Annotated in this window: 27 protein-coding genes and 1 pseudogene; 10 read left to right on the forward strand and 18 right to left on the reverse strand. The window is 67.0% G+C overall.

The features are described from left to right. The first annotated feature begins 114 nt into the window (after window positions 1–114). Window positions 115–591: an SsrA-binding protein SmpB gene (gene smpB, locus H6900_04305; GenBank protein MCC0072496.1), complete on the forward strand. Its 477-nt coding sequence runs from the start codon at window positions 115–117 to the stop codon at window positions 589–591. Between the two features lie 3 nt (window positions 592–594). Here smpB and H6900_04310 read toward each other — a convergent pair whose 3' ends face one another. Continuing rightward, a complete protein-coding gene (locus H6900_04310; protein MCC0072497.1) occupies window positions 595–1497 on the reverse strand; it encodes a methionyl-tRNA formyltransferase in 903 nt (300 codons plus the stop codon). 85 nt (window positions 1498–1582) lie between these two features. Between H6900_04310 and H6900_04315 the strand changes: the two genes are divergently transcribed. Beyond that, the gene (locus H6900_04315) at window positions 1583–1831 is read left to right on the forward strand and encodes a methionine synthase (protein ID MCC0072498.1); all 249 of its coding nucleotides are present in this window, start codon (window positions 1583–1585) and stop codon (window positions 1829–1831) included. Here the strand turns inward: H6900_04315 and def (H6900_04320) are convergent. The 3 genes from def (H6900_04320) to H6900_04330 all read right to left on the reverse strand — a co-directional run bounded on the left by def (H6900_04320) (window position 1822) and on the right by H6900_04330 (window position 3413). Beyond that, window positions 1822–2319 (reverse strand): peptide deformylase, encoded by a 498-nt coding sequence (def, locus tag H6900_04320; protein MCC0072499.1) that lies wholly within the window; start codon window positions 2317–2319, stop codon window positions 1822–1824. The genes H6900_04315 and def (H6900_04320) overlap by 10 nt on opposite strands. Next, window positions 2316–2825, reverse strand: a complete 510-nt coding sequence (def, locus tag H6900_04325) for a peptide deformylase (GenBank protein ID MCC0072500.1) — start codon at window positions 2823–2825, stop codon at window positions 2316–2318. The genes def (H6900_04320) and def (H6900_04325) overlap by 4 nt, the downstream gene beginning before the upstream one ends. A 66-nt stretch (window positions 2826–2891) precedes the next feature. Beyond that, window positions 2892–3413 (reverse strand): peptide deformylase, encoded by a 522-nt coding sequence (locus H6900_04330; protein ID MCC0072501.1) that lies wholly within the window; start codon window positions 3411–3413, stop codon window positions 2892–2894. 96 nt (window positions 3414–3509) lie between these two features. Between H6900_04330 and H6900_04335 the strand changes: the two genes are divergently transcribed. Continuing rightward, window positions 3510–4682, forward strand: coding sequence for a pyridoxal phosphate-dependent aminotransferase (locus tag H6900_04335; protein MCC0072502.1), 1173 nt, complete (start codon window positions 3510–3512; stop codon window positions 4680–4682). Window positions 4683–4685: 3 nt separating this feature from the next. Here H6900_04335 and H6900_04340 read toward each other — a convergent pair whose 3' ends face one another. Then, window positions 4686–5039 (reverse strand): hypothetical protein, encoded by a 354-nt coding sequence (locus H6900_04340; protein MCC0072503.1) that lies wholly within the window; start codon window positions 5037–5039, stop codon window positions 4686–4688. Window positions 5040–5213: 174 nt separating this feature from the next. On the opposite strand from H6900_04340, the gene H6900_04345 reads away from it, so the two are divergent. After that, a complete protein-coding gene (locus H6900_04345; protein ID MCC0072504.1) occupies window positions 5214–6188 on the forward strand; it encodes a glutathione S-transferase family protein in 975 nt (324 codons plus the stop codon). A 158-nt stretch (window positions 6189–6346) separates the two neighbouring features. Here H6900_04345 and H6900_04350 read toward each other — a convergent pair whose 3' ends face one another. Continuing rightward, on the reverse strand, window positions 6347–6925 hold the full coding sequence (locus H6900_04350; protein MCC0072505.1) for a LysR family transcriptional regulator substrate-binding protein: 579 nt from the start codon (window positions 6923–6925) through the stop codon (window positions 6347–6349). A gap of 66 nt (window positions 6926–6991) precedes the next feature. Between H6900_04350 and H6900_04355 the strand changes: the two are divergent. After that, window positions 6992–7747, forward strand: a pseudogene (locus tag H6900_04355) (IS5 family transposase). 316 nt (window positions 7748–8063) lie between these two features. Here H6900_04355 and gyrB read toward each other — a convergent pair. The 8 genes from gyrB to rpsT form a co-directional block, all read right to left on the reverse strand. Beyond that, window positions 8064–10502, reverse strand: a complete 2439-nt coding sequence (gene gyrB, locus H6900_04360; GenBank protein ID MCC0072506.1) for a DNA topoisomerase (ATP-hydrolyzing) subunit B — start codon at window positions 10500–10502, stop codon at window positions 8064–8066. 88 nt (window positions 10503–10590) lie between these two features. Beyond that, a complete protein-coding gene (locus H6900_04365; protein ID MCC0072507.1) occupies window positions 10591–10962 on the reverse strand; it encodes a hypothetical protein in 372 nt (123 codons plus the stop codon). 69 nt (window positions 10963–11031) lie between these two features. Next, the gene (locus H6900_04370) at window positions 11032–11652 is read right to left on the reverse strand and encodes a LysE family translocator (protein ID MCC0072508.1); all 621 of its coding nucleotides are present in this window, start codon (window positions 11650–11652) and stop codon (window positions 11032–11034) included. Then, window positions 11649–12065: a VOC family protein gene (locus H6900_04375; protein ID MCC0072509.1), complete on the reverse strand. Its 417-nt coding sequence runs from the start codon at window positions 12063–12065 to the stop codon at window positions 11649–11651. Before H6900_04375 ends, H6900_04370 begins: the two co-directional genes overlap by 4 nt. Then, on the reverse strand, window positions 12062–13159 hold the full coding sequence (gene recF, locus H6900_04380; protein MCC0072510.1) for a DNA replication/repair protein RecF: 1098 nt from the start codon (window positions 13157–13159) through the stop codon (window positions 12062–12064). The genes H6900_04375 and recF overlap by 4 nt, the downstream gene beginning before the upstream one ends. Before the next feature lie 109 nt (window positions 13160–13268). Further along, window positions 13269–14387, reverse strand: coding sequence for a DNA polymerase III subunit beta (locus tag H6900_04385; GenBank protein MCC0072511.1), 1119 nt, complete (start codon window positions 14385–14387; stop codon window positions 13269–13271). 102 nt (window positions 14388–14489) lie between these two features. Then, window positions 14490–15863: a chromosomal replication initiator protein DnaA gene (gene dnaA, locus H6900_04390; GenBank protein MCC0072512.1), complete on the reverse strand. Its 1374-nt coding sequence runs from the start codon at window positions 15861–15863 to the stop codon at window positions 14490–14492. A gap of 447 nt (window positions 15864–16310) precedes the next feature. Further along, complete coding sequence (gene rpsT, locus H6900_04395; GenBank protein MCC0072513.1) at window positions 16311–16577, reverse strand: 30S ribosomal protein S20; 267 nt, start codon at window positions 16575–16577, stop codon at window positions 16311–16313. A 259-nt stretch (window positions 16578–16836) separates the two neighbouring features. Between rpsT and H6900_04400 the strand changes: the two genes are divergently transcribed. Continuing rightward, window positions 16837–17664 carry a TauD/TfdA family dioxygenase gene (locus H6900_04400; protein ID MCC0072514.1) on the forward strand — a complete coding sequence of 276 codons (828 nt, stop codon included), beginning with the start codon at window positions 16837–16839 and terminating at the stop codon, window positions 17662–17664. Window positions 17665–17699: 35 nt separating this feature from the next. On the opposite strand, the gene H6900_04405 is transcribed toward H6900_04400, so the two are convergent. Both H6900_04405 and mutM read right to left on the reverse strand, forming a co-directional pair. Continuing rightward, on the reverse strand, window positions 17700–18476 hold the full coding sequence (locus tag H6900_04405; protein MCC0072515.1) for an enoyl-CoA hydratase: 777 nt from the start codon (window positions 18474–18476) through the stop codon (window positions 17700–17702). A 60-nt stretch (window positions 18477–18536) separates the two neighbouring features. Beyond that, window positions 18537–19400: a bifunctional DNA-formamidopyrimidine glycosylase/DNA-(apurinic or apyrimidinic site) lyase gene (mutM, locus tag H6900_04410; GenBank protein MCC0072516.1), complete on the reverse strand. Its 864-nt coding sequence runs from the start codon at window positions 19398–19400 to the stop codon at window positions 18537–18539. Window positions 19401–19565: 165 nt separating this feature from the next. Between mutM and ubiE the strand changes: the two genes are divergently transcribed. Further along, window positions 19566–20324 (forward strand): bifunctional demethylmenaquinone methyltransferase/2-methoxy-6-polyprenyl-1,4-benzoquinol methylase UbiE, encoded by a 759-nt coding sequence (gene ubiE, locus H6900_04415; protein MCC0072517.1) that lies wholly within the window; start codon window positions 19566–19568, stop codon window positions 20322–20324. A gap of 1 nt (window position 20325) precedes the next feature. After that, window positions 20326–21855, forward strand: coding sequence for a 2-polyprenylphenol 6-hydroxylase (gene ubiB, locus H6900_04420; protein MCC0072518.1), 1530 nt, complete (start codon window positions 20326–20328; stop codon window positions 21853–21855). 26 nt (window positions 21856–21881) lie between these two features. Here the strand turns inward: ubiB and flgD are convergent, their stop codons facing one another. After that, complete coding sequence (flgD, locus tag H6900_04425) at window positions 21882–22526, reverse strand: flagellar hook assembly protein FlgD (protein ID MCC0072519.1); 645 nt, start codon at window positions 22524–22526, stop codon at window positions 21882–21884. A 13-nt stretch (window positions 22527–22539) separates the two neighbouring features. Continuing rightward, entirely contained in the window at window positions 22540–24147 is a 1608-nt protein-coding gene (locus H6900_04430; protein ID MCC0072520.1) for a flagellar hook-length control protein FliK, read from the reverse strand. A gap of 100 nt (window positions 24148–24247) precedes the next feature. Here H6900_04430 and H6900_04435 point away from each other — a divergent pair, with 100 nt between their 5' ends. Both H6900_04435 and H6900_04440 read left to right on the forward strand, forming a co-directional pair. Beyond that, a complete protein-coding gene (locus H6900_04435; protein ID MCC0072521.1) occupies window positions 24248–24553 on the forward strand; it encodes a rod-binding protein in 306 nt (101 codons plus the stop codon). Further along, entirely contained in the window at window positions 24550–24891 is a 342-nt protein-coding gene (locus tag H6900_04440; GenBank protein MCC0072522.1) for a hypothetical protein, read from the forward strand. The genes H6900_04435 and H6900_04440 overlap by 4 nt, the downstream gene beginning before the upstream one ends. Window positions 24892–25072: the final 181 nt, after the last annotated feature.

Raw genomic sequence — 25072 nt, forward strand, 5'->3', positions numbered from 1 at the left:
CAGCAGGAACGCGGCGCACAGGGGCAACACCAACGGTTTCATCGCGGCCTCCTTTCCGGCGGCTTTCACGGGCCGCCACTGGACAGGCCCCCATCAAACCAATATCTCGCGGCCATGGCCCAGAAAAAACACGACCCCAACAGCAAAGTGATCGCCGAGAACCGTCGCGCGCGGTTCGATTACTTCATCGAGAGCGATCTCGAATGCGGCATCATGCTGCTGGGCTCAGAGGTGAAGTCGCTGCGCCAGGGCGGCGCCAACATCGCCGAAAGCTATGCCTCGGTCGAAGAGGGCGAGCTGTGGCTGGTGAACGGCGCCATCGCCCCCTATGCACAGGCAAAGACCTGGGGCCACGAGGAACGCCGCAAGCGCAAGCTGCTGGTCAGCCGCAAGGAACTGGCGCGGCTGTGGGCGGCCACGGCCAAGCAGGGCATGACACTGGTGCCGCTGGTGATGTATTTCAACGACCGGGGCATCGTGAAGCTGAAGATCGGCATCGCCAAGGGCAAGAAGCTGGCCGACAAGCGCGAGACCGAGGCAAAGCGCGACTGGGATCGCCAGAAGCGCCGCCTGCTGAAGGAACAGGGCTGAGGGTCAGCCCAGCCGCGTGCCGGGCGGCCAGCCCAGCCCGCGCAACAGTTCGACGGCCTCCATAGGTCGCTTGCCCTCGCGCTGGGCGCGGTCGATCCGCACCGCGCCGGTGCCGCAGGCCACGGTCAGGCCGTCCAGAACCAGCCCCGGATCGCCCGCCCCCGGCACCGCGACCGCGTTCAGCAGCTTCAACCGCCCGCTCGGCGTGTCGCTCCAGGCGCCGGGAAAGGGGGAAAGGCCGCGGATCTTGCGCGCCACCGCCACGGCCGGCTGGGTCCAGTCCACCCGGGCCTCGGTCTTGTCGATCTTGGCGGCATAGGTGACCCCTTGGTCGGGCTGCGGCTGGGGCACCAGATCGGGCAGGCGCGCCAGGGCCTCGACGATCAGCGCCGCGCCCATGGTCGAAAGACGGTCGTGCAACTGGTCGGTGGTTTCCTCGGGGCCGATGGGGGTCGCCTGACGCAGCAGCACCGGGCCGGTGTCCAGCCCGGCCTCCATCCGCATGATGCAGACCCCGGTTTCCGCGTCGCCCGCCATGATCGCGCGGTGGATCGGGGCCGCCCCCCGCCAGCGCGGCAGCAACGAGGCGTGGATGTTCAGGCACCCGTGGCGCGGCGCGTCCAGCACGGGTTGCGGCAGGATCAGCCCATAGGCCACGACCACCGCAACATCGGCATCGAGGGCGGCAAAGGCGGCCTGATCCGCCGGATCGCGCAACCGCGCGGGGTGGCGCACCGGCAGGCCCAGCGCCAGCGCGCGGGCATGAACCGGGGTCGGGCGTTCCTGCTTTCCGCGCCCGGCGGGGCGGGGGGGCTGGCAATAGACGCAGACCACCTCGTGCGAGCGGTGCAGGCTATCCAGCACCGGGACCGAGAAGTCGGGCGTTCCCATGAAGATCACACGCATCGCAGGCCCCCCTTGCCGCATTGTCGCGTCGGCCGGACCGCGCTAGACTGGGGCAGGTAACCCCGATCGACGGACAGGTTCAAGGATGCGCGTGATCTCGCTGCTTTGCTACGCTCTGGCGGGCCTGCTTGGCGCCGCTGCCATCGCATTCAACCTGTATGCCCAATCGCTGGCCTGCGCCTTTGGCAACGCCGGCGGGCGGTGCCGCCTGCGCTGGCCCTGGCAGATGGCGGCCGAGGATGTTCAGATCTTCGTCCTGATCCCGCTGATCGGGGTGGGGGTGCTGGTGTTGCTGGGTTGGCTGGCGGGCCGCGCCGGACGGCGTCAGGGCTGAGCCTTGCGCGCCTTGCGCAACAGCATGTCGCGCTTCACCTTGCCGAGACGGTCGAAATACATCCGCCCGTTCAGATGGTCGATCTGGTGCTGCACGCTGGTCGCCCAGAGGCCGACGAAATCCCGCTCTTCCATCGCGCCCTGATCGTTCAGAAAGCGCACGGTCACCGCCCGGGGCCGGCTGATGCGCGCGTGAACGCCGGGCAGGTTGGGGCTGGCCTCGTCGTGGTCGCGCAACTGGACGGATTCGTGCAGCACTTCGGGGTTGGCCATCCGCACCGCCTGGCCACGCGCCTCCGAGGCATCCACCACCGCCAGCCGCAGCATTACGCCGATCTGGTTGCCCGCCAGTCCGACCCCCGGCATGGCCTCCATCGTGTCGATCATGTCGGCCCAGATCGCGCGAATTTCGTCGGTGATGGTGTCAACGGGCTGCGCGGGGGTGCGCAGGCGCGCGTCGGGCCAGGGCAGGCAGCGGCGAACGGTCATGAGGGGGTTCCCAACGCGGTCAACAGGGGCGAGACGGCGAGGCGCGCATCCTCGGGCATCAGGTCGATGCACAGCCGGCCGTTCAGGTGGTCCAGTTCGTGCTGCGCGCAAACGGCCTCGAACCCGTCCATCCGGGCCTGATGCCGGGCACCGTCGAGGTCCGTCCAGCGCAGCACCACCCAGTCGGGCCGCGCCACGCGGGCCGGAACGCCGGGCATGGACAGGCACCCCTCGGTCTGGACCACCAGCGTGTCCGATGTGGCCAGGATTTCGGGGTTCACGCAGACGCGCGGACTGGGCGTGCCCTCTTTCCAGGTGCAATCCATGACGAACAACCGGCGCGGCACCGCGACCTGCGGCCCCGCCAGCCCCCGCCCGGGCGCGGCATACATCGTTTCCAGCATATCCGCCGCCAGCCGCCGCAGCGCCGTGTCAAAGGCCGTCACCGGCGTGCAGGGCCGGCGCAGCATGGGGTCGGGGAACTGGACAATCGGCAGGATCGACATGCGCCCGGCGTATCACCCGGCGCGGGCGCCGTCCATCGCCCGAAGGCCCCGTGCGCCAGTCGGCGATCAGCCGCGCGCGCGCTCGCGCTTCAGCTTTTCCATCCTTCGGGTAATCATCTGGCGCTTGATCGGCCCCAGGTAGTCGATGAACAGCTTTCCGTTCAGGTGGTCGAATTCATGCTGCGCGCAGGTCGCCCAGAGGTGGTCGAATTCTTCCTCGTGCTGCGCGCCGTCGAGACCCAGCCACCGCATCCGCACGCGGGCCGGGCGCGTCACCTCGGCATATTGTTCGGGGATCGACAGGCAGCCTTCCTCGTAGGTGTTGCTCTCGTCCGAGGTCCAGGTGATCTCGGGGTTGATCAGCACCATGGGCCTGGCGGCGGTGTCCTTGTCCTTGACGCAATCCATCACGAACAGTCGTTGCATGACGCCGACCTGCGGCGCCGCCAGGCCGACGCCCGGCGCGTCATACATGGTTTCCAGCATGTCTTCGGCCAGCGCGCCGATTTCGGGCGTGACGGAAACGACGGGTTCGCAGACCTTTTTCAGGCGCGGATCGGGATGAATAAGGATCGGTCGCAGGCTCATGGCGATGATCTAGGCGATTGCGGGCCACTTCGCAATGTCCGGGGTTGCGCTGGCCGCCGGACGCGGCATTGTGCTTCACATGAGAAGGAGACCGGCATGAGTTTCGACGAGATCATCGACCGCCGCGGCACGCATTCCGCCAAATGGGACGTGATGGAGGCCCTCTATGGCGTCAGCCCCGAGGACGGCATTTCCATGTGGGTGGCCGACATGGATTTCCGCCCGCCTCAGGTGGTGCAGGACGCGCTGGCGCAGATGCTGGCGCATGGCATCTACGGCTATTTCGGCCCCGATACCGATTACCGGGCCGCGATCACATGGTGGATGCAGAATCGCCACGGCTGGACCGTCGATCCCGCACATATCTTCACCACCCACGGGCTGGTCAACGGCACCGGCCATTGCGTGCAGGCCTTTACCCAGCCGGGCGACGAGGTGGTGCTGTTCACCCCGGTCTACCACGCCTTTGCCAAGGTGATCCTGGGCGCGGGGCGCAAGGTCCTGGAATGCCCGCTGGTCGCGGTCGGCGGCCGCATGACGATGGATTTCGCCGCCTATGACGGGCTGGTCAGCGACCGCACGAAGATGATCGTTCTGTGCTCGCCGCACAACCCGGGCGGCCAGATCTGGACGGCCGAGGAATTGCGCGGTGTCGCCGATTTCGCCAGGCGCCATGACCTGCTGCTGGTCTCGGACGAGATTCACGCCGACCTGGTGATGCCCGGACACACGCACACCGTCATGGCCAACGCCGCGCCCGACGTGGCGGACCGGCTGGTGATGATGACGGCCGCGACAAAGACCTTCAACATCGCCGGCGCGCATACCGGCAACATCATCATCGCCGATGACGCACTGCGCGCCCGGTTCGAGCGGTATTTCCTGGGCACCGGCACCTCGCCCAACTCGTTCGGGGTGGCGATGGTCACCGCCGCCTATTCCCCCGAGGGGGCGGCCTGGGTCGATTCGCTGATGACCTATCTCGACGAGAACCGGAAGATCTTTGAATCGGGCATCGCCGCGATCCCCGGTGCGCAGGTCGTCCCGTTGCAGGCCACCTATCTGGAATGGGTCGATTTCGCGGGCACCGGCATGAGCCCGGACGAGATCGCCCGCCGCGTGGAACGTGACGCCCGCATCGCCGCGAACCATGGCAACACCTTCGGAACCGGCGGCGAAACCTTCATGCGGTTCAACATTGCCACCCCCCGCGCCCGCGTGATCGAGGCGGTCACGCGATTGCAGAAAGCCTTTGGCGATCTTCAGTAAGGTCTAGGCCGGGCGGGGCAGATACCCGTCCGGCCCCGTCCGATCGTCGGCATAGTCGCGGATCGGACGCGTGCCGATCACCGTCTCACGCTTGAATTCATAGGTCATCTCGCCGCCTTCGTCGGCCGCGGCGACAATCAGCGCGCGGCTCAGATGGCGGGGGCCGTCGTAGATGTCCACGAATCCGCGCGGCGGTTGCGGACGGCTGGCATCGACGGCGAACCCCTGATCCCACATCCGCAGGATCGGGAACACGGCATCGCCCGCATGCACGCTTAGCCGGTTGCTTTTGCGTTGCGCGCGGGTCTGTGCGGCCTTCAGGCCGCGGCGAATGTCCTCTGGCAAGAATTCGAACATGTCAGTCTCCCATCCTGGGTGCCATGGTTGCCGGCCATTCTGGCAAAAACAAGTTACCCGAGGATGACGCCGCCACTTCTTTTTCCGCTGTGCACTGGCGAACACACGCTGCGCCCGCAGCGCGGTTGACGTGCGGCAGTGCAGAGACGACCTTTGGTCGAAACGGAGGACCCCATGGGACAACTGATCGACGGCCAATGGTCGGACCGCTGGTATGACACCGCCGCGACCGGGGGCGCGTTCAAGCGCAGCGTCGCGGGCTGGCGCAACTGGGTGACGGCGGACGGCGCGGCCGGCCCCACGGGCGCCGGCGGCTTCAAGGCCGAGAGCGGGCGCTATCACCTCTATGTCTCGTATGCCTGCCCCTGGGCACACCGCACGCTGATCTTCCGCGAGATCAAGGGCCTGACGGATCATATCACGGTTTCGGTGGTGCACCCCGACATGCTGGGCAAGGGGTGGGAATTCCGGACCGATTTCCCGGGTGCCACCGGCGATGCGCTGTTCGGCGCCGAGGTCCTGCACCAGATCTATACCCGCGCCGATCCCGGGGCGACCTGCCGCGTGACCGTGCCGGTGCTCTGGGACCGCGAGACGGGAACCATCGTGTCCAACGAAAGCTCCGAGATCATCCGGATGCTGAACGCGGCCTTCGACGGCCTGACCGGCAATACGCTGGACCTGTGGCCCGAGGGGCTGCGCGCGGCCATCGATCCCGTCAACGCCCGCGTCTACGACACCGTGAACAACGGCGTCTACAAGGCCGGCTTCGCCACCACGCAGTCGGCCTATGACGCGGCCGTCGAACCCTTGTTCGGGACGCTCGACTGGCTCGAGGATCGCCTGTCGCACCGGCGCTACCTGATGGGCGCGGACCTGACCGAGGCCGACATCCGGCTGTTCACCACGCTGGTGCGCTTCGACACGGTCTATCACGGGCACTTCAAATGCAATCGCCGCCGGCTGCTGGATTACCCCAACCTCTGGGCCTATACGCGCGATCTCTACCAGGGCCCGGGCGTGGCCGGGACGGTCCGACTGGACCACATCACCCGGCATTATCACTACAGCCACGACACCATCAATCCGCACCGCATCGTGCCGATCGGGCCGGTTCTGGACTTCAAGGCGCCGCACGGCCGGGGATGACAGGTAGGGTGCGTGCGAGCACGCACCTTACGGCGGATGGAACCGTGCGCAAGGCTGCGCGGCAGCGACTGAAAAGAAACGAAGAATCCGGGGCCATCGAACAAAAGGTTTGCGGCGCCGATCTCGTGCCCGGCAGGAACAGCCAAGCGTCGGAACGCTCAGCTTGCTTCAGCGGGTTGCAGCAGTTTCATGAACCGCTCTACGGCTTGATTGACCGCGCCGTCTTCCCGCCCGATGATGCCGATCGGGCGCGAGAACAGTTCATGGTCGAGATCCAGAAAGGTCAGCCGATCGCGCAGATACGGCTGCGTGCTCAGCCGGGGCAGTGTGCTGATCATGTCTGTCGCGGCCACCACATCGAGCACGCTCTCGATCGAGTCCGTCTCAAATCCGATCTGCATGCGCTCTATGCCCATGGCGATCAGGGCCGCTTCTGTCTGCTGACGCAACAGGCTTCCACGGGAATGGGCAACCCAGGTCTGATGCTCCAGCGAGGCCGGATCGAGGCTGCGTCGGTTGCACAGCGGGTGCCCCGTCCGGCACAAGATGCCCACGCGATCATTCAGAATCGGCCGGAATTCCAGCGGCGCGCCCCGGTCCATCAGGTTGCGCGGGCCGACCACGAGGTCGATCTGCCCGCGCTCCAGCATCGTGCGGAGCTCGTGGACCAGGCCCACCTTCAGCTCCACCCGGCAGCCGGGGTTGTCCTGCATGAAGCGGGTGATGCGCGACGCCATGTAGGCTCAGGACCCATTGATTTCCGCCTGTCGGCATGATTCACCGCCGGAAAAACGAGCGGTGACATGTCTGATCTCTTCTGGCTGAGCGACGCGCAGATGGCGCGTCTGGAGCCCTTCTTTCCCAAGTCCCACGGCAAGCCACGCGTCGATGATCGGCGGGTGCTGAGCGGGATTGTCTTCATCAATCGCAATGGCTTGCGGTGGCGGGATGCGCCGAAGGAATATGGCCCGCACAAGACGCTCTACAACCGTTGGAAGCGGTGGAGCGACAAGGGCATCTTTGCCCGGATAATGGTCGGCCTGGCGGCAGCTCATGGCGAGGAAAAGACCGCGATGATCGATGCGACCTACCTGAAGGCACACCGAACAGCGTCCAGTCTCGGCGTCAAAAAGGGGGGCGTGGACGCCTGATTGGCCGCACCAAGGGCGGTATGAACACCAAGCTGCACGCCATCTGCGACAGCCTAGGGCGTCCAATCAGCTTCTTCGTCACCGCCGGACAAGTCAGCGACTACATCGGCGCGGCGGCCTTGTTGAGCAGCCTGCCACAGGTCGACTGGCTGCTCGGGGATCGCGGCTATGATGCCGATTGGTTCAGAGATGCGTTGAAAGACAAGGGCATATGCGCCTGCATCCCGGGCCGGAAGCAGCGAAAGAAGCCCGTCAAATACGACAAGCGCCGCTACAAACGGCGTAACCGCATCGAGATCATGTTCGGCAGGCTCAAGGACTGGCGGCGTGGCAACCCGATACGACCGATGCCCGAAGGTCTTCCTCTCAGCCATCATGCTCGCCTCTATCGTCATCTATTGGCTATGAGTCCTGACCCTATGACGACCCCGATTCGGCCCCGGTGCGCCATGCCATGACCGAACTCATGCTGCGCAGGATCATCGTGCTTCAAGATCGCGCGCCGCTTCCGGCTTATCGCGCCTGATCCGGATCGACAAAGACGGCATCGACGGCCCATTGGCCGGCCACCCTCGGACCTGCCGCGGGATCGTTCCGCCACCGTTCCGTGATGGATGCGCTGGGCACGCCCCTGACGCGCGGCTCTTTCCGGCGACGCAAACATACTGGGAAATCGCGCGATCTATTGGGGTTCGCGCAATGTCATGCGCGAACCCACGCGGTGTCAGGCGTCCAGGTTTTCCACGTTCAACGCGTTGCGCTGGATGAACTCGCGGCGGGGCTCGACCACGTCGCCCATCAGCTTCGAGAAGATGTCGTCGGCCTCGGCCACGTCCTCGACGCGCACCTGAAGCAGCGTCCGCGCCTCGGGGTCCAGCGTGGTTTCCCACAGCTGTTCGGGGTTCATCTCGCCCAGACCCTTGTAGCGTTGCAGGGTCAGGCCGCGCTGCCCCTCGTCCAGCATCGCCTTCAGCAGGTCGATCGGCCCATGGATCACCTGCGCGCGGTCCCGGCGCGACAGGTTCGAGGCATGGGTGTAGACATTGCGCGTTTCGCCGGAAATCCGCGACAGGCGCCGCGCCTCGCCCGAGCGCAGGACCGCGCCGTCCAGCGTGCGCAGCTCTTCGACACCCCTGAGGATGCGCGACAGCTTGATGCCGTGGTCCTGGGTGATCCGCCCGGTCCAGCCGCGTTCGTATTCCTTGGCCACCATGTCCAGCCGTCGCGCCACATCGTCGGCCACGGCCTGAAGATCGGCATCCGCCCGGCCCGGGTCAAAGGCGCCGGACAGCGCCGCCTGTTCCAGGATGCCGCGCGGATAATGCGTGGGAAACGCATCGAGCACGCGCTTGAAGCTGCGCGCGGCCTCGACCACGCGGTGCAGGTCGCCGCCCGCGATCTCCTCGCCGTTGGTCAGCTTGAGGGTGGCGCCGTCGATGCCCTGCGCGATCAGGTAATCCTCGAGCGCGGGCTGATCCTTGAGATAGACCTCGGACTTGCCGCGCGCGACCTTGTAGAGCGGCGGCTCGGCGATATAGAGGTGCCCGGCTTCGATCAACTGCGGCATCTGCCGGAAGAAGAACGTCAGCAGCAGCGTGCGGATGTGCGCGCCATCCACGTCGGCGTCGGTCATGATGACGATCTTGTGGTAGCGCAGCTTGGACAGGTCGAATTCGTCCCGCCCGATGCCGGTGCCCATCGCGGTGATGAGCGTGCCGATTTCCTGGCTGGACAGCATGCGGTCAAAGCGCGCGCGTTCCACGTTCAGGATCTTGCCGCGCAGCGGCAGCACGGCCTGATTGTGGCGCGAGCGCCCCTGTTTGGCCGACCCGCCGGCCGAGTCCCCCTCGACCAGGAACAATTCGGACTTGGCAGGGTCGCGTTCCTGGCAATCCGCCAGCTTGCCGGGCAGGCTGGCCACGTCCAGCGCCGTCTTGCGCCGGGTCAGGTCGCGCGCCTTGCGGGCGGCCTCGCGGGCCAGGGCGGCCTCGATGATCTTGCCGACGATCTGGCGGGCCGGGCCGGGGTTTTCCTCGAACCACTCGCCCAGTTTCTCGTTCACCAGGTTCTCGACCGCCGGGCGCACCTCGCTCGATACCAGCTTGTCCTTGGTCTGGCTGCTGAACTTGGGATCGGGCACCTTGACCGACAGCACGCAGGTCAGCCCCTCGCGCGCATCGTCGCCGGAAAAGGCGATCTTTTCCTTTTTCGCGATTCCGCTTTCTTGCGCGTATTTGGTGATCGTTCGGGTCAGCGCGCCGCGGAAACCGGCCAGATGGGTGCCGCCGTCGCGCTGCGGGATGTTGTTGGTAAAGGGCAGCACGGTCTCGTGGTAGCTGTCGTTCCACCACATCGCGACTTCGACGCCGATGCCGTCCTTTTCCCCTGAAATGAAGATCGGCTCGGGCATCACAGGTTGCTTCGAGCGGTCAAGGAAGCGCACGAATTCGCGCACGCCGCCCTCATAGCAGAATTCGGATTTCAGGGATTCGGCGGGGCGCTCGTCCTCGATGACGATCTGCACGCCGCTGTTGAGGAACGCAAGCTCGCGCAGCCGGTTCTCCAGCGTCTTGAAGCTGTATTCCAGGTTCGAAAAGGTCCCGTCGGGTCGGTTCGTCTTTGCCGCGGCAAGGAAGCGCACCTCGGTGCCCTTCTCGCCCTCGGCGGCGGGGCCGACGGCGCGCAGATGTTCGGTCGTGTTGCCGTTTTCAAAGCGCGCGACCCATTCCTGGCCGCCGCGCCAGATGCGCAGTTCCAGCCAGTCGCTGAGGGCGTTCACAACGGACACGCCGACGCCGTGCAACCCGCCCGAAACCTTGTAGCTGTTCTGGTCGAATTTGCCGCCCGCGTGCAACTGGGTCATGATGACCTCGGCCGCCGAGACGCCTTCCTCGGTGTGGATGTCGGTGGGGATGCCGCGCCCGTTGTCGCGCACGGACACGCTGTTGTCAGCGTGAATCTTCACGGAAACGCGGGTCGCATGGCCGGCCAGAGCCTCGTCGATGCCGTTGTCCACGACTTCGTAGACCATGTGGTGCAGGCCTGAGCCGTCATCGGTGTCGCCGATATACATCCCCGGACGCTTGCGAACAGCGTCCAGGCCCTTGAGAACCTTGATGGAATCCGCGCCGTATTCCTCGCGCGGGGCGGGTTGAGCCGTCATGCCGTCCGTCCGTGATTATCCTGCACGACTGATAGCGGATTCCGGGGGGGTTGTCACGCGCGGGACACAAGATTTGGGGCATTGGCGCCTATTGTCGTGCCAATTGCGCGACCGCGCTCACCGATCCGTCGGGATAGGTCCATTCGATCAGCAGACCCTGCCGCCCGTCGCTGCGGATCATGACCCTCAGGTCGTCGGCGCACAGCGTCCGGCCGGCAACCAGATGCTCGGTCGCGAACAGTCGTCCGTCGGATTCGGACCCCAGTGTCCAATACGCTGAACAGGGGAAATCGGGGTAGTCCACCACCGCGCCGTCGGGCCTGAGGAACAGCGTCATCGCCCAGCGCGTGCCGCCGGTTTCGATCCCGTCGCCGCGCCAGATCCCGGTGAACCGCGAGGCCAGGGATTGGGCGGCGGCGGGTTGGGCCAGCATGGCAAGGATCAGCGCGAGTCGGAACATGGCGGAACCGGGGGCAAGGGGCGGGATCGAGGCGTCCAGCGTTCACCCCCGGGGCCCGTCCGTCAACCCTCAGGTGAACGGGATGACCAGGCCCACCAGGATCAGCAACCCGCCCGAGACCATGTTCAGCCGGGCCAGCGCGCGCGGGCTGCGCAAAAGCTGGCGCGCGCGGTGCAGGAACAGCGCCAGCCCCAGATTGCCCAGCATCGGCACCGTCGCCGATACACCGATGATGGCCGCGATATCGGCCCCGGTGACGCGGCTCAGATCGAAGAAACCGGGCAACACGCCCATGTAGAACAGGATCGCCTTGGGGTTGCCGATCACCGCCGCCACACCGACGGCGAACCCGGGCAGGATGCCGGGCCGGGTCATGCGGCTGTCGGCGTCGGGCGCCCGGGCCGGCGCGCGGATCAGCAGCACCCCCATGACCAGGAACACCCCCGCCGCGATCCAGCGCAGCGCCGACAGGAAACCGCCATAGAGCGACAGGATCCAGCTCAGGCCAAAGATCGCGCAGAGCGGCCAGACCAGATCGCCCAGCGCGACGCCGATCGCCAGGGGCCAGGCGGCGGCCATGCCGCCCGACAGCGCCCGCGCGGTCAGCGCAACCCAGACCGGGCCGGGGATCGCCCACAACACCGCCATGCCGCCGGCATAGAGCAGCAGCTCCTGCAAGGTGACGGTCATGCCAGCCGACCCTCTGCATCGAGGGGCCAGAACGGGTTGTGCGCCAGCTCCCAGACGTGGCCGTCGGGGTCCGCGAAATAGCCCGAATAGCCGCCCCAGAAAACCGCCCTGGGGGATTTCAGCGCGGTGGCACCGGCGGCGAGCGCGCGGGCAAAGGCGGTGTCCACCTCGGCCGGGGTGGCGAAATTCTGTGCCAGGGTGATCGCGCCCGTGCCAAGCGCCACCCCGGGCCGGCCCTGATCCTCGGCCAGTGCATCGCGGCCGAACAGCGCCAGTTTCATCCCGCCGATGTCATAGAACACCACGCCGGGATTGCGGTCGTCGCCCTGCCAGCCGAGCGCGCCATAAAAGGCCTTTGCGCGGGGCAGATCGGCAACGCCCAGGGTGACGAGGGTGATGCGCTGCGGGGTCATGGCAGGGGAACCTCTTCGATCCGCGACTGGCCGGCGGTTTCGGTGACGTGAAAGGCCTGCGCGCGGTCGCGCAGCGGGGTGAACAGTTCGGGCCCGGTGCCCGTAAGGAACGCCTGGGCGCCCAGCGCGCAGAGCGCATCATACAGGGCGCCGCGCCGCCCCTCGTCCAGATGCGCGGCAACCTCGTCCAGCAGCAGGATCGGCGCCAGCCCCTGATCGCGGGCCAGCGCGCGGGCATGGGCCAGAACCGTGGCGATCAGCAACGCCTTCTGTTCCCCGGTCGAGCATTGCGCCGCCGGCATCCCGCGCGCCACCCACAACGCCGACAGGTCCGCGCGATGCGGCCCCACCAGGCTGCGCCCGGCCTGCATGTCGCGCCGCCGCCCCTCGGCCAGGGCGCGGGCCAGATCGGTTTCGCTGTCGGGCGATTCGTCCTGAAGCCCGAGATCGGCCTGCGGGAACGGGCTGTCGGGGTCGCTGGCGCCGGCCAGCCGGTCCAGCGCATCGCGGCGGTTGCGCGTGACCTGCGCCCCGCACAGCGCCATGCGCTGTTCCAGCGCCAGATACCAGGCCGCGTCCGCGACCCCCTCGCGCAGCAGGCGGTTGCGCTCACGCATGGCCTTTTCGTAGCCCAGCGCGGCCTCGGCGTGGTCGGGGGTGAAGCCCAGCACCAGCCGGTCCAGGAACCGGCGGCGGCCCTCGGCGCCCTCGATCCAAAGGCGGTCCATGGCGGGGGTCAGCCACAGCATCGGGGCCAGCTGCCCCAGCGCGGATTGCGGCTGCGTCTTGCCGTCGATGCGCACGCTGCGGTTCTGGTCGGGGCGGGCCTCGGTCAGCAATTCATGCGGGGTGCCGTTGCGCTGAAGCTCGGCCTCGATGCGCCAGCCCAGCCCCGCCTGCCGGCCGATCAGATCCTCGGGCGCGGCGCGCCTGAGCCCGCGCCCGGGGGACAGAAGCGATACGGCCTCAAGCAGGTTGGTCTTGCCCGCCCCATTGTCGCCGAACAGCGCCACCGGCCGGCCATCGAACGCCGCCTGCACGCGCGGATGCGAGCGGAACTGCGACAGGGTGAGGCGGGACAGATGGAGCGTCATGGAACCCCGGCGGGCTGCTGGGCCCGGGCAAGAGGGGCCTTGCCCCCCTCTTCGGCTGCGCCGAATTCACCCCGCAGAGACGTCGCGGCAGATGAAAGGCGCGGTGGCGTCAGACCCGCATCGGCATCACGACATAGACCGCCGATGTATCCGACCCCTCGCGCACCAGCGCCGGGTCGCCCGAGGCATTCAGCAGGAACACGGCATTCTCGCGGTCGATCTGGCTGGCGATTTCCAGCAGATACTTGGCGTTGAAGCCGATCTCGAGCCGTTCGTCACCATAGGCCACGACCAGCTCTTCCTGGGCCATGCCGCTGTCGGGCGAGTTCACCGTCAGCGTGACCTTGTCTTCCTCGAGGATCAGCTTCACCGCGCGCGAGCGTTCCGAGGACACGGTCGCCACCCGGTCCACCGCCTTGGCGAATTCGCTGGCGTCCACTTCCAGACGCTTGGTGTTGCCGGTCGGAATGACGCGGGTGTAGTCGGGAAAGGTGCCATCGATCACCTTGGACGTCAGCGCGATTTCCGAGGTGGCAAAGCGCACCTTGGTTTCGCTGACCGAAATGGCGATGTCGGCTTCCTCGTCCTCCAGCAGCTTGCGCAGTTCATTCACCGTCTTGCGCGGCACGATCACGCCGGGCATCCCCTCGGCGCCCGGGGGCAGGGGCGCGTCGATGCGGGCCAGGCGGTGCCCGTCGGTCGCGACGCAGCGCAGCACGCGGCCCTCCTCGCCCTCGGCGACATGCAGGTAGACGCCGTTCAGGTAATAGCGCGTTTCCTCGGTCGAGATCGCGAATTTCGATTTCTCGAACAGGCGGCGCAGCATTCCGGCCTTGGCGCCGAAATTCGTCTGGTATTCGGACGACGCCATGACCGGGAAATCCTCGCGCGGGAGGGTCGCCAAGGCAAAGGTCGATCGCCCGGCCTCGACCGTGAGGCGCCCGGTGCGGGGATCGTCGGTCAACGAGACCAGCGCGCCGTCGGGCAACTTGCGCACGATCTCGTGCAGCATGACGGCCGACACCGTGGTCGCGCCGGCGCGTTCGACCATCGCGGGGGCCTTGTCCACGACCTCGATATCCAGGTCGGTGGCGCGGAACGATACGCTGTCGCCCTCGGCCTCGATCAGCACATTCGCGAGGATCGGAATGGTGTTGCGCCGCTCGACCACGGATTGCGCCTGGCTGACGGCCTTCAGCAGCGTTGCGCGTTCGATGCTCAGCTTCATCGCGATGCCCTCCGACACATGAGGCCGGTGCCGACAGGTGCCGGCCCGGCCAGTCTTGTTCTGTTCCTGTTTGTTTGCGGCCCTTTGCGGGCCGCGTCAAGGTCAGCTTTCCAGAAGCCGGCGCAAGAGAACCAGGTCCTCGCTCAACTGCGAATCGGTTGCGCGCAGTTCCTCGACCTTGCGCACGCCGTGCAGGATGGTGGTGTGATCGCGGCCACCGAAGCGGCGGCCGATCTCGGGCAGGGACCGGGTTGTCATGTGCTTGGCCAGATACATGGCGATTTGCCGGGGCCGGGCGATGGTGCGCAAACGCTTGGGGCCGATCATGTCGGACAGGCGAATGTTGTAGTGCTCGGCCACCTTGCGCTGGATTTCCTCGACCGTGACCTTGCGCTCCGACGAGCGCAGGATGTCGGCCAGACAATCCTGCGCCAGGTCCAGCGTCACCTCTCGGCCCAGCAGCGAGGCCAGCGCGAACAGCCGCGTCAGCGCGCCTTCCAGCACCCGCACGTTGGTGGTGATGCGATGCGCCAGGAATTCGAGAACGTCGCCCGCGATCGCCACATCGCCATAATTGGCGCGGTTCTGGTCCACCTTCTGTTGCAAGATGCCCAGCCGCAATTCGTAGTCCGTCGGGTGCAGATCCACCACCAGCCCCGAGGACAGCCGGCTCTTGATCCGCTCCTCGAGATCCTTGATCTCGCCCGGTGCGCGGTCGGCGGAAATCACGATCTGCTTGTTCTGGTCGATCAGCGCATTGAAGGTATGGAAGAATTCTTCCTGCGTGGATTCCTTGCCGGCGATGAACTGGACGTCATCGACCATCAGGATATCGACCGAACGGAACAGGCTCTTGAAGTCCATGATCTGCTTTTCGCGCAGCGCCTGCACAAAGCGATACATGAACTGTTCGGCACTCAGGTAAAGGACGCGGGCCTCGGGGTTGCGGGCCTGCAATTCCCAGGCGATGGCGTGCATGAGATGCGTCTTGCCCAGCCCGACCCCGCCATACAGGAACAGCGGGTTGAACACCGCGGCGCCGCCCTCGGCCACGCGGCGCGCGGCGGCATGGGCCAGGGCATTGGGTTTGCCCACCACGAAATTGTCGAAGGTAAAGCGCGAATCCAGTGCCGCGCCGGGCAGGTCGTCATCGGCGCGCGCCGCGCCCGCGGGACGCGCGGCGGGTTCGACCGTGGCCAGCGTGCGTTGAACGCGCTCTTGCGACTGCGCGCTGCGCGCCAGCACCGTGATCTCGATGCGGTGCGCGACCGAATCGCGGACATTCAGCGCACCGACGATCTGGTCGGCATAATTGCGCGTCACCCAGTTGGCGATGAAATTGGTCGGCGCGCTCAATTGTGCGACGCCGCCGTCGATTCGCGTCAGCTCCAGAGGGGCGATCCAGGTCGTGAAATTGTTGTCGCCGACCAATCTCCGAAGTTTGTTTTTCGCATCGCCCCACACACCGTTTGTCATTCTGTCCCGACCCATGGCCCGCTAAAAAAACGCGGGTTCTTCCAGTTCTTGTTTGTTTGGCCCGGTTTCCCCGGGTTCCTCTGATGCGACCCAAACCCCACGGCCCGGCAGCGGGCCATGCTGACAGCGTCGGGGGGTCGGCTTCGTTCCCGGAAACGCAAGGGGCGCCTGCGCAAAACAGACAACAGCAAGCAGCGCGGACCGGTTGGTCCGTTCGGGCACGACACCGCGTTTCAGGCGACCCCCCCAGGGCTTTGTGAATCGCAAGGGCACGCTAGCAACAGGTCCGCGGGCGCGTCCACCGAACAACTTGCTTGACAGCGCCTGTTGCAAAAAGGAATCGGACCAGCGTGGGTTTCGTGCCACAGAGGCCCCTGGACCGGCATGAAAAAAGCGCACCCGAGGGCGCGCTTTTTCTTTTAATTTTAAGAACTTGATCGCGTCGGATCAGGCGTTCAGGGCCTTAACGCGCGACGCCAGGCGCGACATCTTGCGCGCGGCGGTGTTCTTGTGCAGCACGCCCTTCGAGACGCCCCGCGCCAGTTCCGGCTGAACCTCAAGCAGCGCCGCCTTGGCGACCGCGGCATCGCCCGAGGCGATCGCTTCTTCCACCTTGCGCAGATAGGTGCGGATGCGCGAACGGCGGGCTTTGTTCACTTCAAAGCGGGCTTCGTTCTGGCGCGCGCGCTTCTTGGACTGGGGCGTATTGGCCATGTCTGGGCTCTTTCCGGGTCTGTTACAATATCGTTGCACACAGACCCGCCGATCCATCGGGATCAGGTCGATTCTTGCCTAAGCGGGCCCACGCGCATGTGAGGGCGGCATATAGGCCAATGCCGGCGGAAAGGAAACAGGAAAGTTGGCGCCCCGGGGCCCGCAAACGGTATGGACACGCCTGACAGGGTCCCGCACAGTTGGGGACAGGCCCGCAGCGGGCCCAGGCAAGCCGAAACCCGGAGGGGGCGCCCGCGCCATGCAGATCCGACGACTCACCGGCACGATCGGCGCCGAAATCCTGGATGCGGACCTGCGCCGCGACGACGACGCGGCCGCGATTCGGGCGGCCTTTGTCACGCATTCCGTCGTGGTGATCCGCGATCAGCGTCTGACCCCTGAGGACCATCTGGCCTTTGCCCGCCGCTTTGGCCCGATCAACGTCAACCGGTTCTTTGCCGCCCACCCTGAGCATCGCGAAATCGCCCTGGTGCTGAAGGAACCCGACCAGACCGGCGCCATCGGCGAGGAGTGGCACACCGACCACGCCTATGACAGCGCGCCGGCGATGGGGTCGATTCTGCACGCGATCGAGACCCCGCCCTATGGTGGCGATACCGTCTTTGCGTCGATGGGCGCGGCCTATGAGGGCCTGTCCGAACGGTTCCGCGCGATGATCGCAGGGCTCAGCGCCTGGCATTCCTCGCGCCATGTGTTCGGGGACACGCAGAAGGACACCGATTCGGTCCGCAGCGGGCGGGTCGGGAACGCGGCCGCCGCCACGCAGGATTCGCTGCATCCCGTCGTGATCCGGCACCCGCTGTCGGGCCGCAAGGGGCTGTTCGTGAATCCTCAGTTCACCACCCGGATCGACGGACTGTTGCCGCTGGAATCCGAGTCCGTTCTGGGCGCGCTCTATCGGCACTGCCAAAAACCCGAGTTCCAGTGCCGCGTGTCGTGGCGGGCCGGCGACGTGACCCTGTGGGACAACCGCGCCACCTGGCACAAGGCGATCAACGACTATCAGGGCCACCGGCGGCTGATGCATCGGGTCACGGTCGAAGGCGTGCCCCTGACCGCTGCCTGAACGACAAAGGCCGGGCGAGGGGCCCGGCCTGGTGTTCAACGGTCGCGGAACTGCGCTTCGCGCTTTTCCAGAAAGGCGCTCATGCCCTCTTTCTGGTCCTCGGTGTTGAACAGCGCGTGGAAGATGCGGCGCTCGAACAGGATGCCTTCGCGCAGCGTGGTCTCATAGCTGCGGTTCACGGCCTCTTTCACAACCTTGGTGGCGATGCCCGACTTCGACGCGATTTTCTGCGCCGCCGCCATCGCCTCGTCGATTAGTTTCTTGGCGGGGACAACACGGCTGACCAGGCCCGAGCGTTCGGCCTCGTCCGCATCCATGAAGCGGCCGGTCAGGTGCATGTCCATTGCCTTGGACTTGCCGACAAAACGCGTCAGACGCTGGGTGCCGCCAATGCCCGCGACGACGCCCAGGTTGATCTCGGGCTGGCCGAACTTGGCATTGTCGCCGGCAATGATGAAATCGCACATCATCGCCAGTTCGCAGCCACCGCCCAGCGCGTAGCCCGCGACGGCGGCGATGATCGGCTTGCGAACGGCCAGCAGGGCGTCGGTTTCCGGGGTGAAAAAGTCCTCTTCGAACATCTCGACGAAGCTTTTCTTCGACATTTCGCTGATGTCGGCCCCGGCGGCAAAGGCCTTTTCGGACCCGGTCAGGACGATGCAGCGCACCTTGTCGTTCTTGTCGGCCGCCCTGAGCGCATCGGCCAGTTCGCCCAGCAATTGCGAATTCAGCGCATTCAGCGCCTCGGGCCGGTTCAGACGGATCAGCGCAACGTAATGCGCGACCTCGACCACAATCGTTTCATACGCCATGAGGGGTTCCCTTTGGTCGTTTCCGCGCCCGTGCATATCAGGATGAGGCGGGCGATCAAGCTATCTCTGACAGGCGGGGCAGTAGTAGGTCGAGCGCCCGCCCTGCACGATACGGCGGATGGTCCCGTGGCAGTCCGGCGTCGGGCAGGGGGCGCCCTCGCGGTCGTAGACGCGAAAGGAATGCTGGAAATAACCCAGTTCGCCATCGGCCTGCCGATAGTCCCGCAGGCTTGAGCCGCCGGCGGTGATCGCCTCGGTCAGGACGGTGCGGATCTCTTGCGCCAGCCGGTCCAGCCGCGCGCGGCCGATCCGCCCGCCCGCGCGTTCGGGGTGGATGCCGGCCCGGTTCAGGGCCTCGCACACATAGATGTTGCCCAGCCCCGCGACCAACCGCTGATCCAGCAGCAACGCCTTGATGGGCCCCTTGCGCCCCTTGAGTCGTGCGGCCAGATGATCGGCCGAGAACCCGTTGCCCAAGGGTTCCGGCCCCAGCGCGGCCAGCAACGGGTGGCTTTCCAGGCCGGCCGTGGCCATCAGGTCCATCGCGCCGAAACGTCGCGGGTCGTTGAAGGTGATGCGCGCGCCGCCTTCCATGTCCAGCACGACATGATCGTGTTTCTCGGCCACCGGGTGGGTGTGGTGGAACTGCCCCGGCACAAAGGGCGCGGTCAGGCCAGACACCGTCATCCGCCCCGACATGCCCAGATGGATCAGCAGCGTTTCGCCGGTGTCCAGGTCGGCCAGGATGTATTTCGACCGCCGGCGCAGGCGCTCGACGCGCGCCCCGGTCAGCCGTTCGGCCATGCGCGGCGGAAAGGGCCAGCGCAAGTCGGGGCGGCGGATGTCGGCGCGCGCGATGCGCTGGCCCTCCATCGCCGGGGACAGCCCGCGGCGGACGGTTTCGACCTCGGGCAGTTCGGGCATTGCGGGACCTCGGCGCGGGTGGGCACGGGGCCAACCTATCCGCCCGCGTCGCCGCCGACAACGGCGCGCGCCCGTGGCCGCCGTCACCCGCGGGCGTCCCGGTCGCATTGTGAGACCGGCCAACCTCGGCTAAGGAGGGGCAACGCGCAAGATCACGGTGGCAGCATGAGCCCGACGGACCAGACCCGCACCACGCATTTCGGTTTCCAGACCGTGGACGAGACCCGCAAGGCCGGCATGGTCCACGGGGTCTTTTCCTCGGTCGCGTCGAAATACGATGTCATGAACGACCTCATGAGCTTCAGCATTCACCGGGTCTGGAAGGACGCGATGATGGATTGGCTTGCGCCGCGCGGGGGTCAGCATCTGCTGGACGTCGCCGGCGGGACCGGCGATGTGGCCTTTCGGTTCCTGCAACGCGCCGGCGACACGGCGCGGGCGACGGTCCTCGACATGACCGCGCCGATGCTGGACGAGGGTCGCAAACGGGCCGAGGCCGAACGGATGGCCGACCGGCTGGACTGGGTGGTGGGCGATGCCATGGCCCTGCCGTTCGCGGCGAACACCTTTGACGCCTACACGATCAGCTTCGGTATCCGCAACGTCGTCCGCATCCCGGACGCCCTGACCGAGGCCTACCGCGTGCTGAAACCCGGCGGGCGGCTGATGGTGCTGGAATTCAGCCAGATCCCGAACGATCTGATGCAGAAGGTCTACGACCTCTATTCCTTCAACATCATCCCGCGCATGGGGCAGGTCGTGGCGGGGGACCGCGACAGCTATCAGTATCTGGTCGAATCGATCCGCAAATTCCCCGATCAAGAGACCTTTGCGGCAATGATCCGGCAGGCAGGCTTCGGGCAGGTGAAATACCGCAACCTGACGATGGGGATCGCCGCGCTGCATTCCGGATGGAAGATCTGACGTGAAGGGCCCGCACAACCTCTGGCGGCTGATCCGCACGGGCGCGACGTTCGAACGAACCGGCGCGATGCGCGTCGTCCTCGAGGCGATGAATGTCCCGCCGCGCCTGCGGTTCGTCGCGCGGGTCATGGGTTGGCCTTTTGCCTGGCTGGGACACAAGGGCGATCCGGCGCTGCCCCCCGTGACCCGGGCGCTGACCGCGCTGGGCCCGGCCTATATCAAGTTCGGGCAGATCCTTTCGACACGGCCCGACATCGTCGGTCTGGATCTGGCGAACCAGCTTCGCTACCTGCAGGACAAGCTGCCACCCTTCCCGACCGCGCAGGCGCGCCAGATGATCGAGGACGCGCTGGAACAGCCCGTGGATACGCTGTTTTCCGAGTTCTCGGAACCCGTGGCCGCGGCCTCGATCGCGCAGGTGCATCGCGCGCGCGCCGCCGAAACCGGCGCGGATGTCGCGGTCAAGGTGCTGCGCCCCGGCATTGTCAGGGCGTTCCGGCGCGATCTGGACGCCTTCTACCTGGCCGCCGGGATCATCGAACGCTTCCTTCCCTCGACCCGGCGGTTGCGGCCGACCGACGTGATCGCCCATTTCGAGGGCGTGGTCATGGGTGAACTGGACCTGCGCCTGGAAACCGCCGCCGCCGCCGAATTCGCCGCAAACACCGAAGCCGACGCCGGGTTTCGCGTGCCGAGCCCGGTGTGGAGCCTGTCGGCGCGCAGCGTGATGACGCTGGGCTGGGCCGAGGGGGTCTCGCTGGGCGACAACGCGGCCATCGACGCGCTGGGCGTGGACCGGATCGAGCTGGGCGAACGGGTGCTGCGGCTGTTCCTCAGCCACGCGCTGCGCGACGGCTATTTCCACGCCGACATGCATCAGGGCAACCTGAAGGTCGCGCCGAACGGTGACCTGATCGCCTATGATTTTGGCATCATGGGGTCGATCGACGAGTACACCCGCCGGGTCTATGCCGAGATCCTCTACGGTTTCATCCGCAAGGACTACCGCCGTGTTGCCGAGGTGCATTTCGAAGCCGGCTATGTCCCCGCCGACCGCGACATCGACGAATTCGCGCGCGCGCTCAGGGCGGTCGGCGAGCCGATCTTCGGGATGCAGGCGGACCGGATCTCGATGGCGCGCCTGCTGAATTATCTGTTCGACGTGACGGAACGGTTCGGAATGCAGACCCGGACCGAGCTGATCTTGTTGCAGCGGACGATGGTTGTCGTCGAAGGGGTCGCGCGGTCGCTGAACCCGTCGATCAATATCTGGACCGTCGCGCAGCCGGTGGTCGAGGATTACATCCGCACCAATCTGGGGCCGGCCGCGTTGATGCGCGATCTGGCGCGGGCGGCCCAGGTTCTGGGCCGGTTCGGACCGCATCTGCCCAGTGCGATCGAACAGGCCCTCATCGGTCTGCGCACGCCGCGGCAGGCGCCCGAACCGCGGCGCGATCTGTCCGCGCTGGCATGGTTCCTGGCGGGTGCCGGGCTTGCGGGTGTGGTGGCCCTGACCGCGCTGCTGATCTGAACCGCGGCCCGTCGGGTCCTGGCCGATCATGCGGCCGGGCGGCGCAATCCGGTCACGCTCGCGCTGTCCACCATCAGGCCACCCGGCATGACCAGCATCGTCGCGCCGTTTTCATAACGCGCTTCCAGCACCGGGACATAGGCCGCGACCGGCTGGGTATCCAGAATCGAATCTCCCTGCCGCGATTCCACCTCGAACGTGTAGGTGCCGTCGGGCAGGGGCGAGCCGCTGCTGTCGAGCCCGTCCCATTGGTAGCTTTGCAACGCCGGGTCGATCGCGCGGCTATCGACGATCGCCCCGGTCGAATCGCGCACGATCAGCGTCGCCGAATCCGCCCCCAGTGCCGGGTCCGGCGCCAAGGCGACGGGGTCGCCGCCATACCAGGCGCCGCCGAACACGCGCGCCTCCATACCGACCCAGGACCCCAGGTCCGACAGCCCGCCCTGGCCCAGCATCGCGTTCAGCAACTGGTTGGTGAAGGTTTGCTGCTCGACCCCGGCAAAGGTGGCGAGCTGCACTGCGAAATCCGAGGCATCCATCGGGTTCAGCGGGTCCTGGTTCTGCATCTGAACGGTCAACATGTTGAGAAACGTCAGATAGTCCGACTGATTGGTCGATGTCTGTGCACCGGCTGCGGCGCCGCTGGTGCTGAACGATGAGGTGATCTGCATGGAGGGTCTCCGGTCAAAGGCGAAGGTCGAGGCGGTCGGTTGCAACCCTCTCGGGCCGGTGGGTGGCCGGGCGGGGCGGGTCGGTCGTTACCCCGCCCGGCATCGTGTCACGTTGTTCGGGCGCAGCGTGGCCCTGTTGGGCCTGGCCCTGCGAGGTGTGGCCCTGCCCGGCCTGCCCGCCGTCGAAGCGCAGCGAAATCTGGCTGTGTCCCAGCGCGCGCAGATCGGATTCCAGCGCGGCGATGTGGCGGCGCATCAGGTCCAGCGTCTCGGGTCGGTCGGCGTGGATCACCAGCAGGCTGCCCTGATCGTGACTGACCAGCTTCAGTCGGACGGGCCCCAGTTCCTCAGGGTCGAGGCGCAGTTCGAACCCGGGGCCATCCCGCTCGGGCATCGCGGCGCCGATCTGGCCTGCGACATGGCGCAGAATCTCGGCCTGATTGGCCGGCGCGGTCAGCGACAGCGACGGCGTCGGGTTGTGGGGCGCGGGCGCGGTCAGCGGATCGCCACGCAAGGGTGGCAAATCGTTGGCCGGAATGCCGTCCCCGGTGGTGCCGGTGTCGCGTGCGGGGGCGGATTGTTCGGTCTGGCGGATCTTGTGCGGGGCGGCGATGGGCGTGGCGGGTGGCATATCGGGGCGCCTGTCGGCAACGATGCCGGTGTCAGGCGGGGTGTCGGGCCGGGGGGCAGCCGGGGGCGGGACCGGGCCGGTGGGGTCGGCCGCCCCGGACACCGGGCCAGAGGCCGGCAGGGGCGCGGCCCGTGGTGCCGCGCGCGGCTGCGGCGCCATGGCGGGCAGCAAGGTGACCCGATATTCCGCCCCTGAAGGGAGGCGCGTGGGCACGGATCGCCCGGTCGCCGCGGGTTCGCCGCGATCTGGCGGCCCCGCGAGTGGGGCGGGAAACTCCGGGCTGTCCGGTGCGACCGGCAGGGCGTCGATCCGCGGGGTGGCGCTGCCGATGGGCACGGATGCGGGGATGCGGGGCAGGTCGGTGGCGGTCGTGCCCCGGCGTTCGCCCACCGGGTGCGTGCTGGCCGGCGGCGCAGGATCGGCGGGGGCGCTGCGCCGCAAGCTGGCGAAAACCGCCGCTGCCCGGCCGGGGCCGTCATCCGTTTCGGCGCGCACCCCGGGCGCCGCCCGTGGGATCGCGAGGGCTGGTCCCGCCGCCACGGCGCCCGGTTCCGAAGTGGCCGCCCCGTCGCCGGGCAGGGCCATTTGCGATGGGTCCACCATCGCGCGAGGGGGCACCTGAACGGGCATCGACCCGGCGATCACGCCGTCAGACCCGCGCGTGCTCGGGCGTGGGTCCGGCGCGATAGGGTCGGCCAGGTCCGGAACCGCGTCGCCGGACGGTTGGCGAGGTGTGCCCGCGGCGGGCAGCGGGATGGCCGCGTTTGCCCCGACCGGCGGCGGATCGTCGTCGGTGTCATTCGATTGCGGCGAATCATCGGGGGCCTGCGCATGATCCGGCGCGCCTGCCACATCTGGGGCCGGGGCCGTGGGTTGCCCCCAGGTTTCGCGCAACTGCATGAGAATCTTCTGGAAATCCGCACCTTTGAGCGATGGCCTTGGGGGCGGCGCGGTGGGCAGGACGGTGTCGGTCAGAATGGCGGGCAGCATGACGAGCCTCGGTCTTTCGGGTTCCTCCGGTCTACCAGCCGTTGGTTACCGCTTCTTTACCGGCATCGCCGATGCTGACCCCAGACGCAGAGGAGCCGCCATGACCGTGATTCCCCCGACCCTGACCTCTTCCCCGACCGGGCCCGCAGCCCGCGCGCCCGATGCCCTCAGGCGCAGCGCCGAAGCCCTGGAAAGCGCCTTTCTGGCCGAGATGCTGAAGGCGGCCGGCGTGTTCAAACCCTCGGAAACCATGGGTGGCGGCGCGGGCGAAGAGCAGTTCACCTCGTTCCTGGCCGACGCGCAGGCGCAGGCCCTGGTCGCACGCGGCGGCATCGGGCTGGCCGATTCGATCGAACAGGCATTGCGCGTGCGGGCGCAAGGCGCGCAACCGGACCCCTTGCGATGAGCCGGAGCGATCTGAAGCGCATGATCGCCGTGCTGGAGCGCGAACGCGCGGCGCTGGCCGCGGTCGATCTGCCGCAGCTGGAGCGTTTGATGCCCCGCAAGGCCGCGCTGCTCGCGCGGATCGAGGGGGACACCGTCGCCGATCCTGCCCTGCTGCAACGCATGGGCAACGCCGCCCGCCGCAATGCCCGCCTGTTCGAGGCGCTGATCGGCGGCATTCGCGATACCCGTGAACTGATCGCGCGGGTGCGCACGGGCGCGCGCGGGCAGACCTATGGCCGAAACGGTGCGCGGGCGATCCTGGACCCGCCATCGGGAACGGTGCACCGGCGCGCGTGACGCGGTTCAAGGGGCGGCCAGACGGGGCCGCCCCTTTGCATTCGCGGGGCTTTCCGGACCCCGGAGCGATGCGGGAATTTCGCGATGAATTTGAAGGAAATGCACCGTGACGGAGGGGTCACGATTAAGTCCATCTTAGCGAATCGCGGCGAGGGTTGCAGGGCACCCAGGGGGTGGCGCG

The organism is Rhodobacter sp., from assembly GCA_020637515.1.
In the GTDB taxonomy this organism is placed as follows: domain Bacteria; phylum Pseudomonadota; class Alphaproteobacteria; order Rhodobacterales; family Rhodobacteraceae; genus Pararhodobacter.